Source organism: Actinophytocola xinjiangensis (assembly GCF_001921215.1).
Taxonomy (GTDB): Bacteria; Actinomycetota; Actinomycetes; order Mycobacteriales; family Pseudonocardiaceae; genus Actinophytocola; species Actinophytocola xinjiangensis.
Window position 1 is genome coordinate 69489 of sequence record NZ_MSIF01000016.1, and the last position, 17212, is coordinate 86700.

At 73.8% G+C, this 17212-nt stretch carries 4 protein-coding genes; 1 reads left to right on the top strand and 3 read right to left on the bottom strand.

What is annotated here, in order from left to right; all coding sequences use genetic code 11:
- From BLA60_RS27605 to BLA60_RS27615, 3 genes are all read right to left on the bottom strand, one after another.
- A complete protein-coding gene (locus BLA60_RS27605; protein ID WP_075135932.1) occupies positions 1 to 12405 on the bottom strand; it encodes a type I polyketide synthase in 12405 nt (4134 codons plus the stop codon).
- A gap of 29 nt (positions 12406 to 12434) precedes the next feature.
- On the bottom strand, positions 12435 to 13688 hold the full coding sequence (locus BLA60_RS27610; protein WP_075135933.1) for a cytochrome P450: 1254 nt from the start codon (positions 13686 to 13688) through the stop codon (positions 12435 to 12437).
- Between the two features lie 124 nt (positions 13689 to 13812).
- Positions 13813 to 15096 (bottom strand): cytochrome P450, encoded by a 1284-nt coding sequence (locus tag BLA60_RS27615; RefSeq protein WP_084735316.1) that lies wholly within the window; start codon positions 15094 to 15096, stop codon positions 13813 to 13815.
- Between the two features lie 581 nt (positions 15097 to 15677).
- Between BLA60_RS27615 and BLA60_RS27620 the strand changes: the two genes are divergently transcribed.
- On the top strand, positions 15678 to 17054 hold the full coding sequence (locus BLA60_RS27620) for a cytochrome P450 (protein ID WP_084735317.1): 1377 nt from the start codon (positions 15678 to 15680) through the stop codon (positions 17052 to 17054).
- The last annotated feature ends 158 nt before the right edge of the window (positions 17055 to 17212 follow it).

Genomic DNA, 17212 nt, shown 5'->3' on the forward strand with positions numbered 1-17212 from the left:
TCAGGTCTCCCCGAACTCGCGTTCGATCAGGTCGAAAATCTCTTCGTCGGTGGCCCCGCCGAGATCGTCGTCGACGTCGGTGTCAGTGCCGGTCGGGCCGGCCCGACCTGGCCGCAGCTCGGCGAGCATCTCCGTCAACCGCCGCGCCGCCTCGGCGCGTTCGGCGTCGGTGATCCGTGCGAGCGTGGCGTGCAGCCGGTCGAGCTCGACATCGACCTGGTCGGCCTCCTCGGTCAGCTCGCCGACCAGGAACCCCGCCACCGCGGTCACCGTGGGGTAGTCGAACACCACACTCGCCGGCAGCCGCAGACCCGTGGCGGCGGCGAGCCGGTTGCGCAGCTCGACGGCCAGCAGCGAGTCGAACCCGAGCTCCGTGAACGCCCGGCCGACGCCGACCAGCTCGGCCGAGCCGTGGCCGAGCACCGCCGCGGTCTGCTGGCGAACCAGGTCGGCCACCGACTGCTCACGCTCGACCGGGGAGAGCCCGGCGAGCCGCTCGGACAGCGACGCCCCCGCCGATCCGTCCGCCGGTCCGTCAGCGCCGACCGCGTCGGTGTCCTCGACCAACTCGGCGAACAGCGGCCGGGACCGGGCGGAGGCGAACAGCTCGATGAACGTCGACCAGTCCACGTCGGCCACCGACACCGCGCCCTCGCCGTGGTCGAGCACCTGGCCAAGCGCGGTGAGCGCCGTGGTGGGGTCGATCAGCGGCAGCCCCTGCCGGCGCAGCAGGTCCTCGTCGATCGCGTCGGGCAGCACGTCGCTGCCCCACACGCCCCACGACACCGACGTCGCGCGCCGACCCTGCCCGCGCCAGTGCTCGGCGGTGGTGTCGAGGAAGGCGTTCGCCGCGGCGTAGGCACCGTGGTTGGCCGGGCCCCACACCGCCGCGATGGAGGAGAAGAACACCACCGCGTCCAGCGAGTCGTGATCGAGCAGTTCGTCCAGGTGCGCGGTGCCGAGCACCTTGGCCGCCACCACGTCGGCGAACTCGTCGAGGGTCGTGTCCCGCAGCGCGGACAGCTCCATCAGCGCCGCCGCGTGGATCACGGTGCGCACCTCGTGGCCGTCGGCCCGCAACCCGTCGAGCAGGCCGGCCACCGCGGCGCGGTCGGCGACGTCGCAGGCCGCCACGGTCACCGTGACGCCACGGGCGCGGAGCCGTTCGGCGTGCTCGGCGATGCCCGGCGTGTCCAGGCCACGCCGGCCGGTCAGCACCAGGTGCTCGGCGCCGGCGTCGGCCAGCCACTCGGCGATGTGCGGGCCGACCGCCCCGGTGCCGCCGGTGATCAGCACCGTCCCCCTGGCCCGCCACTGGCCGCCAGGACCGGCGGCGGCCAGCGGCGCGCGCACGAGCCGGCGCACGTACACGCCGGACTCGCGGATCGCCAGCTGGTCCTCGACACCGACGCCGGCGAGCACCGCCCGCAACCGGGTGCCGCCGGGCTCGTCGAGGTGCGCCGGCAGGTCGACCAGCCCGCCCCACTCGCCGGGGTGCTCAAGGGCGGCGACCCTGGCCAGCCCCGAGGTCTGGGCCTGCACCGGGTTGGGCGGCTCGCCGGCCACCGACACCGCGCCGCGGGTCACCGTCCACACCGGAATCCCGGCCTGGAGGTCACCCAACGCCTGCCACAGCAGCACGCTCGCGGCGAGCCCGTCCACCAGTGCCGGGTGCGTCCTGCTCGGTGTCTCGTCCAGCGCCAGCAGCGACAGCACGCCGGTCATCGGCCGGTCGGCCAACGCCGCGCGCAACCGGGCGGCGACGGTGGCCCGGTCCTGCGTGGGGTCGAGCACGAAGGGCACCACCGGCCCGACGTCGGGTACCGGCTCGTCGGCCAGGCCCGGGGTGGTGACGACCAGCCAGGTGCCCCGCGCCGGCACCGGGTCGGTGTCCACCTGGCGCCACTGGACCCGGTACCGCCACGAGTCCGCGGTGCCGGCGGTGGCCCGGCGCCGCCGCCACGCCGACAGCGCCGGCAGCAGGTCGGTCAGCGACGTGCCGCCGTCCACGCGCAGGCTGGCCGCCAGCTCGTTCGGGTCGGCGCGCTCGACGAGGTTCCAGAACTCCGCGTCGTCGCCGCCGGTCGACGGCGGCGCGTCCAGCCAGTAGCGGGTGCGCTGGAACGGGTAGGTCGGCAGGTCGAGGAGCCGGCCGTCGACCGCCAGGCGCACCGGCACGCCCTGGGTCCACGCGGTGGCCGCGGAACGCAGGAACCGGCGCGCACCGCCGTCGTCGCGGCGCAGCGTGCCGATTCCGACGGCCTCGGCCACGCTGTCCACCACGCCGGGGGCGAGCACCGCGTGCGGGCTGGCCTCGACGAAGGTGCGGGCGCCGAGGGCGCCGACGACGTCGTGGAACAGCACGGGCTCCCGCAGGTTGCGGTACCAGTAGGTCGCGTCGAGGGTGGCCGTGTCGATCGGGCCGCCGCTGACCGTGGACCACATGGTGGCGCCCGTGGCGGACCGCGGTTCGATGCCGGCGAGTCCGGCGAGCAGCGGCTCCCGGATCCGCTCCACCACCGGGGAGTGCGAGGCGTAGTCCACCGCGATCCGGCGCGCCCACACGCCGTCGCGATCGCAGGTCGCGACCAGGTCGGCGACGGCCTCCGCCGGTCCGGAGACCACCGTGGTGGCCGGCCCGTTGTGCGCGGCGACCCAGACGCCCGGGAAGCGGGTGGCGACCGCCTCGGCCGGGAGCCCGACCGAGGCCATCCCGCCCGTGCCGGCCATCGACTCCGCGACCAGGCGGCTGCGGGTGACGACGACCAGCGCGGCGTCGGCGAGCGAGAGTCCGCCGGCGACCACGGCGGCGGCGACCTCCCCCTGCGAGTGGCCGACCACCACGTCCGGCACCACCCCGACCGACTCCCACACCGCGGCCAGCGACACCATCACCGCCCAGGACGCCGGCTGAACCACGTCCACCCGCGCCAACGCCGCGTCATCGGTCAGCACGTCGACCAGGTTCCATGGCACGAGGCCGGACAGGGCGTCCGCGCACTCCCCCATCCGCGCGGCGAACACCGGTGACTCGTCGAGCAGTTCCTTGGCCATCCCGACCCACTGCGCGCCCTGGCCGGGGAAGACGAACACCGCGCCCCGACTCGCCGCCGCTCGCACCTGCCCGAACACCACGTCCGCGGTCTCGGTGCCGGCGACGACGGCGCGCAGCCCGTCCCGCAGCCCGTCGACATCGTCGGCCAGCAGCACCGCGCGGTGGTCGAACGCGGAGCGCGTGGCGAGCGTGGCGGCCACGTCGACGACGCGTTCGGTGCCGTCCAGGGTGGTGAGCAGCCGGGCGGCGTGGTCGGCCAACGCCCGGGGCGAGCGCGCCGACAGCGTTACCGGCACCGGGGTGGCGGGCGGCTCGACGCCGGTCGGGTCGGTGCCCGGTCCCTGTTCGAGGATGATGTGCGCGTTGGTGCCGCTGATGCCGAACGCCGACACCGCCGCCCGGCGGGGTCCCCGCGCCGGCCAGGGCCGCGACTCGGTCAGCAGCCGTACCGCGCCGTCCGCCCAGTCCACGTTCGATGTCGGCTCGTCCACGTGCAGCGTGCGCGGCAACACCCCGTGCCGCATCGCCTGCACCATCTTGATCACCCCGGCCACCCCGGCCGCCGCCTGCGTGTGACCGATGTTCGACTTCACCGAACCGAGCCACAACGGCGTCTCCCGGTCCCGACCGTAGGTCGCCAGCAGCGCCTGCGCCTCGATCGGGTCACCGAGCCTGGTCCCGGTGCCGTGCGCCTCGACCAGCTCGACGTCCGTTGTGGACAGTCCGGCGTCGCGCAGCGCCGCGCGGATCACCCGCTGCTGGGACGGACCGTTCGGCGCGGTCAACCCGTTCGACGCGCCGTCGGAGTTGACCGCGGAGCCGCGCACCACGGCCAACACCCGGTGCCCGTTGCGCCGCGCGTCGGACAGCCGCTCCAGCACCAGCATCCCGACGCCCTCGGACCACCCGGTGCCGTCCGCCGCCTCGGCGAACGGCTTGCAGCGGCCGTCGACGGCCAGACCCTGCTGGCGGGAGAACTCGACGAAGGTGTCCGGAGTGGACATCACGGTCGCGCCGCCGGCGAGCGCGTAGTCGCACTCCCCGTCCCGCAACGACTTCGCCGCCAGATGCACCGTCACCAACGACGACGAGCACGCCGTGTCCACGGTCAGCGCCGGGCCCTCGACGCCCAGCGCGTAGGCGACGCGGCCGGAGACCACACTGGAGAGGTTGCCGGTCAACACGAAGCCCGCCACCTCGTCGGGTACCGCGGCGAGCCGGGCGGCGTAGTCGCGGTACATCACCCCGGTGAACACCCCGGTCCGCGAACCCTTCAACGCCAACGGATCCAACCCCGCGTGCTCCAACGCCTCCCACGACGACTCCAACAACAACCGCTGCTGCGGATCCATCGCCAACGCCTCACGCGGCGACACCCCGAAAAACTCGGCGTCGAACTCCGCCGCCCCGTACAGGAACCCACCCGACCGGGTGACGCTGCGCGCGAGCTGGTCGGCGGTCCAGCCACGGTCGGTCGGGAACGGCGAGATGGCGTCGACCTCACCGGTCACGAGTGACCAGAGCTCGTCCGGCGTCTCGACCCCTCCCGGGTAGCGGCACGCCATGCCGACGATGGCGATCGGCTCGTCGACCGCCGTCGCGACGCCCGGGCGCTCGGGCGCCTCCGCCGGCGCGGCGGACAGCCGCTCGACCAGGAACGCGGCGACGGCCATGGGGGTGGGGTGGTCGTAGACCACGGTGGTGGGCAGTCGCAGACCGGTGGCCTCGCTGAGCCGGTTGCGCAGTGCCACGCCGGTCAGCGAGTCGAAACCGAGCTGCTGGAACGCGCGGTCCGGCTCGACGTCCTCGGCGTGGTCGAGGCCGATCACCGCCGCGGTCTCGGCGCGAACGAACTCCAGCATGCCGGCCGGCGACAGGTCCAGGCCCGGCTCGGCGGTGTCGGCGGCGGGCCGGGTCCGTGGGTCGACCAGGCCGCGCAACAACGCCGGCACCTCGGCGGCGGCCGACACGTCGAGGTCGAGCCGGACCGGCACGGTGAGCGCCGAGTCGGCCCCGACGCCGAGGTCGAACAACCGGGTGCCGTCCGCTTCGGACAGCGCGAGCATCCCGCCGCGCGCCATCCTGGCGACGTGCTCGTCGGCGAGGTGGCCGGTCAGGTCGCCGCGCGACTCCCACAGCCCCCACGCCAGCGACGTGGCCGGCAGGCCATGCTCGCGCCGGTGGCGGGCGAGCCCGTCCAGGAAGCCGTTCGCCGCCGCGTAGTTGGCCTGGCCGGCCGCGCCGAGCAGGCCGTTGACCGAGGAGAAGAGCACGAACGCCCTCAGCTCGCCGGCCAGCTCGTGCAGATGCCAGGCCGCGTCCACCTTGGGGCGCAGCACGGCCGCCAACCGCTCGGGGTCCAGCCGCTCGACCACGCCGTCGTCGAGTACCCCGGCCGCGTGCACCACGACGGTCACCGGGTGCTCGGCGAGCAGCGCGGCCACCTGGTCGCGGTCGGAGACGTCGCAGCTGACCACGGTCGCGGTGGCACCCTCGGCGGCCAGGTCCTCGACCAGCTCCGCGCCGCCGCCTCGGCGGCCGACCAGCACGAGCCGCCGCACGCCGTGCGTGGCGACCAGGTGTCTGGCCAGCGCCGCGCCGAGGGCACCGAGCCCACCGGTGATCAGCACCGTGTCCTCGGCGCCGAGCTCGACCGGGCGCGCCGAGGTGCGTGCCAGGCGGGGCACCCGCACCTCGTCGCCGCGCACGGCCACCCAGGGCTCGCCGGTCGCCACCGCGGCGTCGAGCAGTTGCCGCGAACGCGGGTCGTCGTCCAGCTCGGCGAGCACGAACCGGTTCGGGTGCTCGGTCTGCGCCGAGCGCACCAGCCCGCCGACCGCGGCGCCGGGCAGGTCCGGCCGGGTCGCGAACACGAGTCGGCCCGGTCGGTCCCGCGCCAGCCAGCTCTGGACCACGGCCAGCGCGTCCCGCACCGCGGCGTGGGTGGCCGCCACCGGGTCGTCGCCGGTCGCGGTCACGTCGTACACCTCGTACTCGACGGGCTCGCCGGCGTGCCGCGCGACCTCTCGCCACCGCAGGCCGAACAGCGCCTCGTGGGTGGCCAGCCGCTCGCCGACGGGACGCAACGTCAGGGACTCGATCGACAACACCGGGCGACCCCTGGCGTCGCTCACCTCGACGGCCACGGTGTCGGTGCCGACCGGGGTGATCCTGGCGCGCACCGCGACCGCGTCCGTGGCGTGCACCGTGATCCCGGCGAACGCGAACGGCACCACGGGCCGCCGCGCCTCGCCCGGCAGCACCGCGTGCAGTGCCGCGTGCAGCACCGAGTCGAGCAGCACGGGGTTGACGTGGAACCGACCGGGTATCGGCTCCGGCAGCGCCGCCTCGGCGTAGCGGTCCTCGCCAGCTCGTCGCAGTGCCCGCAACCCCCGGAACCGCGGCCCGTACCGGTAACCCTGCCTGGCGAGCGCGGCGTAGTGCGCCGCCACGTCGACCGGTTCGGTGTCCTCGGGTGGCGTCCAGGTGGTCGCCGGCGTCCCGGTGGTCGCGAGCGTGCCGGTGGCGTGCCTGACCCAGTCCCGCGCCTCGGTTCTCGAGTGCACCGCGAGCTCGTCGCCGGTGACCACGACACGGACCTCCACCCCGTCCCGCTCGTCGAACTCGACCGGCACGTGCAGCACCAGCTCGGCCACCCCGGGCCGGCCGACGTGGTCGGCGGCCTGGAGCGCCAGGTCGACGATGGCGGTACCGGGCAGCAGCACCGCGTCGAGCACGACGTGGTCGGCCAGCCACGGGTGGGAGCGCCGCGACAGCGTTCCGGACAGCACCGCACCGTCCGCGGTGTCCACCGTGGTGTCCAGCAGTGGTCGGGTGTCGTCGAGCCAGTAGCGCTGGCGCTGGAAGGCGTAGGTCGGCAGGTCGACCCGCCGGCCGGTGAACAGCGCGGGCCAGTCGACGTCGAGGCCGGTGGCGTACAACCGCGCCGCGGCGACCCCGAACGCCGCCAGGCCGTCCCCGTCGTCCGGCGGGCCGGTCACCACGACGTCATCGGCGGCGGTGTCCTCGACGATCGCGGTGACGCTCGCGCTCAGCACCGGCCGGGCGCCGACCTCGACGACGGTGCGGTGACCGTCGGCGAGCAGGGCGCGCACGGCGGCGGCGAAGTCGACGGTGTGCACCAGGTTGCGGTACCAGTGGTCGGCGTCCAACTCGGCGCCGTCGAGTCGCCCCCCGGTGACCGTCGAGTAGAACGGTATGTCCGATGTGGACGAACTGAGGCCGGCCAACCGGGCGGTGAGCAGCGGCCCGATCGGTGCCACGTGGGCGGAGTGCGGCGCGTGGTCGACGAGCAGGCGGCTGCCGGAGGTGACCTCGGTGAGCAGCTCGTCGAGCGCCTCGGCGTCTCCCGCCACGACCGTCGAGCGCGGGTCGTCGACGGCGGCGACGGACAGCCGCCCGTCCCAGCGCCGGATCCTCGTCCGCGTCTGTTGTTCGGTCAGCGGCAGCCGGGCCATGCCGCCGGGACCGCCGCGCTTGACCAGCTCGGCGAGGGCGCGGCCGCGCAGCACCACCACCCGCGCCGCGTCGGCGAGCGAGAGCGCACCGGCGACGCACGCGGCGGCGATCTCGCCCTGACCGTGCCCGACGACCGCCGCCGGCCGCACCCCGGCGGACCGCCACAGCTCCGCGAGCGACACCGTGACCGCGAACAGAACGGGCTGGATCACCTCGACGCGGTCGAGTGCGGCGGGGTCGGTCAGCGCCGCCAGCGGTGACCAGCCGGCGATCGACTCGACCGCCTCCGCGCACTCGCGCAGCCGACGCGCGAACACCGGCGCCGTGTCCAGCAACGCGGTCACGCTCTCGACCCACCGCTCGCCGAGGTCGCCGGGGAAGACGAACACCACGTCGCCGCCGCCACCGGCCCGCCCGGTGACCAGCCAAGGGGCCGGCCGCCCGGCGGCGAGCCCGGCGAGCCCGTCGAGCGCGCCGGCGCGGTCCGGTGCGCACACCGCCGCCCGGTGCTCCAACGCGGCGCGGGTGGTGGCCAGTGACCAGCCGACGTCGCGCAGCGCCAGGTGCTGGCGGTCGGTGAGGTGGGTGTGCAGTTGGGCAGCCGCGGCGCGCAACGCGGCGGGGGTGCGGCCGGACACCAGCAGCGGCATGACCGGCCCGGCGTCGGACGCCGCCTCGGACGGCGCGTCGGACGACGGGTCGGACCACTGCGGAACCTGCTCGACGATCACGTGCGCGTTGGTGCCGCTGACGCCGAACGAGGACACTCCGGCCCGCCTCGGCCGGTCGAGGTCCGGCCACGGGGTGTCCTCGGTCAACAGGGACACCGCGCCGGCCGACCAGTCCACATGCGACGACGGCGCGTCCACGTGCAGCGTGCGCGGCAGCACGCCGTGCCGCATCGCCATGATCATCTTGATCACGCCGGCCACGCCGGCGGCGGCCTGCGTGTGGCCGACGTTGGATTTGAGCGAGCCGAGCAACAGCGGCGTCTCGCGGTCACGCCCGTAGGTGGCCAGCAGCGCGGTCGCCTCGATGGGGTCGCCGAGCGTGGTGCCGGTGCCGTGCGCCTCCACCGCGTCGACGTCCGAAGCGGACAGTGCGGCGTCGCGGAGCGCGGCTCGGATCACCCGTTGCTGGGCCAGTCCGTTGGGCGCGGTCAGACCGTTGGAGGCGCCGTCGGAGTTGATCGCCGACCCGCGCAGGACGCCGAGCACGGGGTGCCCGTTACGGCGCGCGACCGACAGCCGCTCCAGCACCAGCACCCCGGCGCCCTCGGCCCAGCCGGTGCCGTCCGCGGCGTCGGCGAAGGCCTTGCAGCGCCCGTCCGGGGCCAGCCCGCTCTGCCTGGCGAACTCGACGAACATGCCCGGTGTGGCGTGCACGCTGACCCCGCCTGCCAGCGCGAGCCCGCACTCGCCGCGGCGCAGCGACTGGCTGGCCAGGTGCAGGGCCACCAGCGACGACGAGCAGGCGGTGTCCACCGTGACGGCCGGGCCCTCCAGGCCGAGCACGTAGGCGACCCGGCCGGAGATGATGCTCGGCGTGGTGCCGGTGAGCACGTGACCGCCGGCCTCCGACGGGTCGGCCAACCTCGGCCCGTACTCGCCGGCGGTCGCGCCGACGAACACGCCGGTGCGGCTGCCACGCAGCGAGGTCGGGTCGAGGCCGGCCCGTTCCAGCGCCTCCCACGACGTCTCGAGCAGCACCCGCTGCTGCGGGTCCATGGCCAGCGCCTCGCGGCGGCTGATCCCGAACAGCTCGGGGTCGAAGTCGGTCGCGCCGTCGATGAAGCCACCGGCCGACGGCGCGTCGGCGGCGGTGCGCCAGCCACGGTCGGTCGGGAACGGCGTGATCGCGTCCCGGCCCCGTGCGACCAGCTCCCACAGCTGTTCCGGCGAGCCGACCCCGCCGGGCAGCCGACAGCCGATCCCGACGACCGCGATCGGCTCGTCCGCGCCCGTCCCGGCCCCCGGCGCCGCGTCCGGCGACTCGGCGGCGACGACGACCCGCTCGTCGGCTCCGGCCCGGTCCGCGCGTCCCCGCAACCGGACCGAGAGGTGCTCGGCGAGCGCGGCCGGGGTCGGGTGGTCGAAGAGCAGCGTGGTGTCGAGGTCGAGCCCGGTGCTGGCCGCCAGTCGGGTCCGCAGCTCGACGGTCAGGTACGAGTCGAAACCCAGCTCCCTGAACGGCACCGTCGTCGCCGCCGGGTCCACTGTGGACCGGCCGAGCGCGACGGCGACCTCGGCGAGCACCAGACCCGTCACGTCGGCGGCGGCGAGGTCCGCCTCGCGTGGCGCCGCGGCCGGCACGTCGTCGTGCCAGTAGCGCTGGCGCTGGAAGACATAGGTCGGCAGGCCGACCCGCCGCCCGTGGGGCAGCACCGCGCGCCAGTCCGGGCCGTGGCCGTTGGCGTCCAGTTCGGCGACCGCGGCGAGCAGGGTGCGGTGGTCGTCGCGGTCGGCGCGCAGGGTGGCCAGCACCGCGACGTCGGGTGCGCACTCCCGCGCCATCGGGATGAGCGTGGTGTCCGGGCCGACCTCGAGCATGGTGCGCACACCGTGCGCGGCCAGGGTCGCGACGCCGTCGGCGAACCGGACGGTCTGCCGCACGTTGCGCACCCAGTACTCGGCGTGGCCCATGTCCGCACCGACATCGCGACCGGTGACCGTGGAGACCACCGGAAGGCGCGGGGGGTGGAAGGTCAGCCGCTCGGCGACGGCACGGAACGGCGCCAGCACCGGGTCCATGAGCGGGGAGTGCGCGGCGATGCTGACGCGCAGCCGGCGCGTTCGCCGGCCGAGCGCGGTGAAGTGCGCGGCGAACGCGGTCACCGCGGTGTCCGTGCCGGACACGACGACGGCCGCGGGCCCGTTGACCGCGGCGAGCGCGGCACCGTCGGTGAGCACGGCCGCCGCCTCGGCCTCGGTCGCCTCGACGGCGATCATCGCCCCGCCCGAGGGCAGCGCGCCCATCAGTCGTCCGCGAGCGGCGACCAGCGTGGCGGCGTCGGCCAGGTCGAGCACGCCGGCGACGTGCGCGGCGGCCACTTCACCGAAGGAGTGGCCGAGCAGGTGATCCGGCCGGATCCCCCACGCCTCCAGCTGGCGGTACAGCGCCACCTCGATCGCGAACAGGGCCGGCTGGGTGTTCTCGGTCCGGTCCAGGTCGACGCCGGCGTCGCCGAACACGGCGTCCCGGACCGAGCCGTCCAGCTGGGCGAAGACCTCGTCGATGGCGGCGGTGAACTCCGGCAACCGGCCGTACAGCCGCCGGCCCATCCCTGGCCGCTGGCCGCCCTGGCCGGGGAACAGCACCGCGAGGCCGCCGCCCCCGGCCCGGCCGCGCCGGGGGCCGGCCACCGACACCGACGGGGTGCCGGCCGACAGCGCGGCCAGCCCGTCGAGCAGTTCGGCGCGTCCGTCGGCGAGCACGGCGGCGCGCTGGGCGAGTCGGGTCCTGGTGGTCGCCGCCGACCAGGCGACGTCCACAGTGGACAAGTCGGGGTTCGCGGTCAGGTGTGCGTGCAACGCACCGGCCTGCGCCCGCAGGGCGGTCTCGGTGTGCCCGGACAACGGCACCGCGACCAGCGACTCCTGCTCGACGGCCGGCCGCGCCGCCTCGACCGGCTCCTGCTCGGCCGTGGCCAGCACGACGTGGCAGTTGGTGCCGCCCATGCCGAACGCGCTCACGCCGGCCGTCAGCGGGCCGGCGGGCAGCGCCGTCGTCGCCGTGTTGACCGCGAGACCCAGCTCGGCCAGCGGGATGTCCGGGTTGGGCGTGTCGAAGTGCAGGCTCGCCGCGAGGGCCCGGTGGTGCAGACACAGCACCGCCTTGAGCAGGCCCGTGATGCCGGCGGCGCCCTCGAGGTGGCCGACGTTGGTCTTGACCGAGCCGACCAGCAGCGGGTGCTCCGCCGGCCGGCCAGCGCCGAGCACCGAGCCAAGCGCCGCCGCCTCGATCGGGTCCCCGGCCTGCGTGGCCGCACCGTGCAGCTCGACGAAGCTGACGCCGGCCGGATCCACCCCGGACCCGGCGTAGGCACTGGCGAGGACCGCCCGCTGCGCGTCGACACTCGGCGCGGTCAGCGTGTCGCCGCCGCCGTCGTTGTTGACCGCGCTGCCGCGCACCAGGCACAGCACCTCGTCGCCGTCGCGCTCAGCGTCGGCGAGCCGCTTGAGGAGCACGAACCCGCCGCCCTCGCCGCGCACGTAGCCGTTGGCGCGGGCGTCGAACGCCCGGCAGCGGCCGTCCGGCGACAGCGCGCCGAGCTGCTCCATCATCCGGAACCCGTCCGGTGCCAGGTTCAGCTGCACACCGCCGGCGAGCGCCAGGTCGCACTCGCCGCGGCGCAGGCTCTCCCCCGCCAGGTGCACGGCGACGAGCGAGGAGGACTGGGCCGAGTCGATGGACATGCTCGGCCCGGTCAGGCCGAGCAGATAGGACACCCGGTTGGCGATGACGCCGCGGCTCAGCGCCGTCGCGGTGTGCGGACCGGTCGCCGGCCGTAATCGCGCGTAGTCGTCGGTGATGGCGCCGACGAACACGCCGGTCGGTCCACCCGGGACGATGCCGGCACGCTCCAGCGCCTCCCAGGCCAACTCGAGCGCGAGCCGCTGCTGCGGGTCCATCGCCGCGGCTTCCCGCGGCGAGATCGCGAAGAACGCCGGGTCGAACTGGTCCACGGCGGTCAGGAACCCGGCGCGGCCCCTGGTCAGGCCCGACCGGTCCGGCGGCGGCGTCGACGTCGCGTCGACGCCGCTGGCCAACAGTTCCCACAGCTGCGCCGGGTCGGCCGCGCCGGGCAGCCGGCAGGCCATCCCGATCACGGCGATGGCGTCGGCCGACCGACCAGACCTGATGTCAACCATCACTCCCCCTGGAGATGAGCGTCGAGGACTCAGCGGTCCCGCACGGTCACCGGCAACTCCGCCACGCCCCGGATGGTGATGCTCTCCCCGGCGCGCACGGCGTCCGGGACCAGCCGCAGGTCGTGCTTGACCAGCTCGCCGACCACGACGTTGGTGACCATCCTGGCCAGGGGCGCACCGATGCAGAAATGAATTCCGCCGCCGAAGCCGAGGTTGCGGCGGCCGGAGCGGGACAGGTCGAGTTCGTCCGCGTTCTCGTAGGCCGCCGGGTCGTGGTTGGCCGCGCCGAGCATCAGCAGAACCGTTTCGCCCTTGGCGATCGGCTGACCGCCCAGCTCGGTGTCCTCCAGGGCCACCCGGCCGACCAGCTGCGTCGGCCCGTCGTAGCGCAGCAGCTCCTCGATCGCGTCGTCGAGCCGGTCGGGGTTGGCGCGCAACCAGTCGAGCTGTTCGGGGTTGCGCAGCAGGGCCAGCATCCCGTTGCCGATCAGGTTCTCCGTCGTCACATAGCCGGCCGACAGCAGCAGCGTGCAGGTGACACACAGCTCGGCCATGGTCAGCTTGTCGCCGGCCTCCTCGACGGAGACGAGTTCGCTGACCAGGTCGGCGCGCGGCTCGACGCGCCGCTTCTCGGCCAGCTCACCGAAGTAGGCGATGAGCTCGTGCCGCCCGCTGTCCCGGCGGGCGATCTGCTCCGGGGTGAGGAACACCGCGAGGTCGAGGCCGCGCCCGATGTCCGCGCACAGCGACTGGAACCGCGCGACGTCCTCGTCGGCCACGCCGAGCAGCGTGCCGAGCACGAGGGCCGGGACCGGTCGGGCGATCGTCGACATCAGGTCGATCGGACCGTCGCCCGCCTCGGCGCGCGCCTTCGCGAGCAGGTCGGCCACCAGGCTCTCGGTCTGCTCGAGCAACGTCCTGACCCGCGCCGGGGTGAACGCCTTGTTGACCAGCTTGCGCAGGCGCGTGTGGTCCGGCGGGTCGAGGAAGATGAACGGGCGTACCTGGGTACCGTCGGGGTTGGTGGTGAAGCGCGTCGTGGTGGTGGTGTCCTCGTCGGGCGCGCTGTCGCCCCAGCCGAACGCGGCGTTGCGCAGCACCGACGCGCACTCGTCGTAGTGGGTCACCACCCACAGCCCGAGCGGACTGCGCACCACCGCACCGAGCTCTCGCGCCTGGCGGTACGCCGCGTGGGGATTCGCGCGGTACTCCGGGGTGGTCGGGTCGAACGTCAGCATCGCCCTGGCCACGTCCGCCGGCGATGGCGCCGCTGCCTCCGTCATGGGATGACTCTCTTCCTGATCGTGTGGTGGGACCACCAGTCCGGTCGCGACCGGCGGTGCGGCGCCGGCTTCCCGGGACGACCCCGTCCGTTTCGTTCGACGGCCGCAGGCACCGGTCGGCCGGTCATGCCGGTTCTTCGGTCAGCTCCCGTGCCGGTGTGAGCTCGACGGGCAGCCGCGTGATCACGGTGTGCTTGTTGGTCGCCGCCCACACCGGGTCGCCGACCACGGTCAACTCCGCGACGCGGTCCAGGAGCTCGTTGAGCAGCACCCGCATCTCCAGGCGCGCCAACCGCGGGCCGAGGCAGGAGTGGATGCCGTGACCGAACGCCAGGTGCGGGTTGGGGCCGCGGCGGATGTCGAACGTGTCGGGGTCGGTGAAGACCGACTCGTCGCGGTTCCCCGAGGCCCACCACAGGGTGACCTTCTGGCCGGCCTTGATCTCGGTGTCACGGAACACGATGTCCTCCGTGGCCGTCCGCCGGTTGTACGGCGTCGGCGAGGACCAGCGCAGCATCTCCTCGACCGCGCCGTCGACGAGGGAGCGGTCCGCGCGCAGCCGCGCCCACTGGTCGGGATGCTGTGTCATGGCGTGCAGACCGATCGCCATCGCGTTCCGCGCCGGCTCGCTGCCGGCGGCGATCACCAGGCAGAAGAAGGCGGCCCGCTCGTACTCGGACAGCGGCCCCTCGGTCTCGTGGTCGGCGAGGTCCTGCCGCGACACGATCGACATCAGGTCGTCGGTCGGCTCGGTCGCGCGTTTGAGGGCGATGAGCTCCAGGCTGTACTCGTACAGGGCGTAGACCGTCGCCGCGGCCACGTCGTCATGGTCACCGGACTCGCGGTTGTCCAGTCCGGCGACCGTCTGCGCCCAGTCCACCAGCCGTGGCCAGTCCCGCTCCGGCGCGCCGAGCAGCAGCGCCATCGTCTGGATCGCGAACGGCGCGGTCAGCTCCGGCTGCAGGTCCACTCGCCCCTTGGCGACGGCCGCATCGACGAACTCGCGCGCCATCGCCCGAATTCGTGGCAGTCGCGCGTCCAACACGGCCTTCGCGAGCCCCGGTGAGACCAGGTCGCGCAGCAGCCGGTGCCGGGGGTCGTCGAGCATGTTGAGCAGGACGCCGGCGTGCACTCCGGCTTCCAGGTCGTCGATGTGCGTGCCGCCACCGGCCCGACCGCCACCGCCCTTCGACGACAGCGTCGGCAGTTCGGCCGCCGCCACGAGGTCCGCGTGCCGGCTGATCACCCAGAAGCCCTCGCCGTCCTTGGTGTGCACGCCGGGGTGCCACAGCACCGGCGCCGCCTGCCGCAGCCGTGCGAAGACGTCGTAGGGAAACCCGGTGCGGAAGGCGCTCTGGTCGGTCAGGGCGAATCCGTCGAGAACTCCGGGAAGACCGGTTTCGGACATCGGTGAACTTCTCCTCTTGAGAACTATTCGCAATCCCCCGCGCCGCAGGAAAGGTTGCCCGACGACGCGACATACCCCAGTGCCCAGTGACACAACGGTCACTATGCGCGACGATTACCCACCTACTCCGATGGGGTCACGGAGCCGGGTGGCGCCATTGTGGACTCGACGCGACGACCGCCGGGTCGGCCACGGACGGTCCTCAGCGGACCAGCCGACGTGACCTGGACCACCATTCCTCACGCTGAGTGTTCCCCTGGCCACACAAGGAACCCATAGCTGCCCCCCAGTGTTCGACTCCTCACGTTGCCGTGACAGTAGCACTGCCCGAGTCGTGCGCAGACCCCTTCGAGACAAGCGCGAGGGGTGCTCGATCAGGCGCCCCATCGGCCCCGGCAGAATAACGACGACACCCACGAATTCCGCCGCCAAGCGCTACCACCATTTCGAGAGCGCACGCAATCACGGCGAGTAGCCAGATCGCCATACAGGTATACGCGGCGTGAAATTGCGGGTATTGACCACCAGTGGGCGCCGCATAGCGTACCGTACACGGTCAAAATCCCGACGAGGAGATATTCATGCCTGTAGCCACGCCGCCCGGCCCGTCGGGGTTGGAGTCACTCAAGCTCACGCAACGCTTTCAGCAGGACCCCATCTCGGTGTTCCGCGACCTCGCGGCGACCTACGGCGAGGTCGTGCGGTTCAACCTCGGCGGGCAGACGGTGTACTTCCTGTCCGGTGCCGAGACCGCCGCGCACGTACTGGTCTCGAAGCAGGAGAACTACGGGCGGGTCAACTATCCGTCGGTCGACGACATGATCGGGGTCGCGCTGTTCACCGCGAGCGGGGAGACGTGGGCCCGCAGCCGGTCGCTCGCGCAACCGATGTTCGCGGCACGGCAACTGCCGAACTACGCCGACCAGTTGGTGCAGGTCGCGGCGCGGACGGCGCAGACGTGGGCCGACGGGCCGCTGCCCCGCGAGATCGGCATGGTGCCCGCGATGCGGGAGATGGCGCTCGACGGGGTTTCGCGCGCGCTGTTCGGCCCGGACACGAGCGGCCACATGGACGCGATGACCGCGGCCATCAGGACGTCGGAGACGGTGACGGGCAAGGTGCTGCGGTCGCCGCTGGTGCTGGTCCTCAACCAGCTGCCCGGTGTCGGCCCGGCCAGGGCGTGGCGGATGCAGTTCCGCCGCCGGGCGAAGGTGCAGGGCGCCGCCCGCGAGTTCGACCGCATCATCGACGAGATCCGCGCCAAGCGAGAGGCTCAGCAGGACCCCGGCGAGGACCTGCTCGGCCAGCTGCTCACCAGCCGCGACGAGACGACCGGTGAGCCCCTGTCCCGCCAGAAGATTCGTGACGAGGCCACCGGTTACCTGTTCGCCGCACAGGACACGACGGGCCTGACGCTGTCGTGGCTGTGGTACCGGCTGGCGGCCCATCCCGAGGCGAGGGAGAAGCTGGAGGCCGAGGTCGACGAGGTGCTCGGCGACCGGATGCCGACGGCGGCCGACGCCGACCGCCTGCAGTGGACCCGGGCGGTCGTCAGCGAGACCCTGCGCCTGCACCCCATCGTGTGGGCGCTCGACCGCACGGCGATGGCTGACGACGAGGTGCAGGGCTACCGGATCCCGGCGGGCTCCCGCGTCATGGTGATCCCCCCGGTGAACCACCGGGACACGAAGTGGTGGCCGGACCCCGACCGCTTCGACCCGACACGGTTCCTGCCCGGCAACGACAAGGGCCGACCGCGCACGGCCTACCTGCCGTTCGGCGGCGGCCGACGAATCTGCATCGGCATGAGCTTCGCGATGATGGAGATCACCCTGGCGACGGCCGTCCTGGCCCGTCGGTTCCGGGCGGACCTGTTGCCGGGCGCCGAGGTGGGCACACATCTCGGCGTCGTCATGGCCCCGGCCGGCGAGCTGCCGATGACGATCTCGGCCCGGTAGGCGGCCCCGAGCAGTAGGTGCTCAGGTCTGGTCCACGCCGGTGGGCCAGCCACACCGACGCCGCGGGAGTCAGCCTCGGGGTGTGCCGGGCGGCCCGGTTTCTACCGGTTCGCCTGGCGCACAGGTGTGATCAGAAAGGGTTCTTCGGGATTGGGTCT

What these genes read in the sequence shown, in the direction of transcription:
- BLA60_RS27615 (WP_084735316.1), bottom strand. Translation starts at nt 15,096, where the DNA reads ATGTCCGAAACCGGTCTTCCCGGAGTTCTCGACGGATTCGCCCTGACC.
- BLA60_RS27605 (WP_075135932.1), bottom strand. Translation starts at nt 12,405, where the DNA reads ATGGTTGACATCAGGTCTGGTCGGTCGGCCGACGCCATCGCCGTGATC.
- BLA60_RS27620 (WP_084735317.1), top strand. Translation starts at nt 15,678, where the DNA reads ATGCCTGTAGCCACGCCGCCCGGCCCGTCGGGGTTGGAGTCACTCAAG.
- BLA60_RS27610 (WP_075135933.1), bottom strand. Translation starts at nt 13,688, where the DNA reads ATGACGGAGGCAGCGGCGCCATCGCCGGCGGACGTGGCCAGGGCGATG.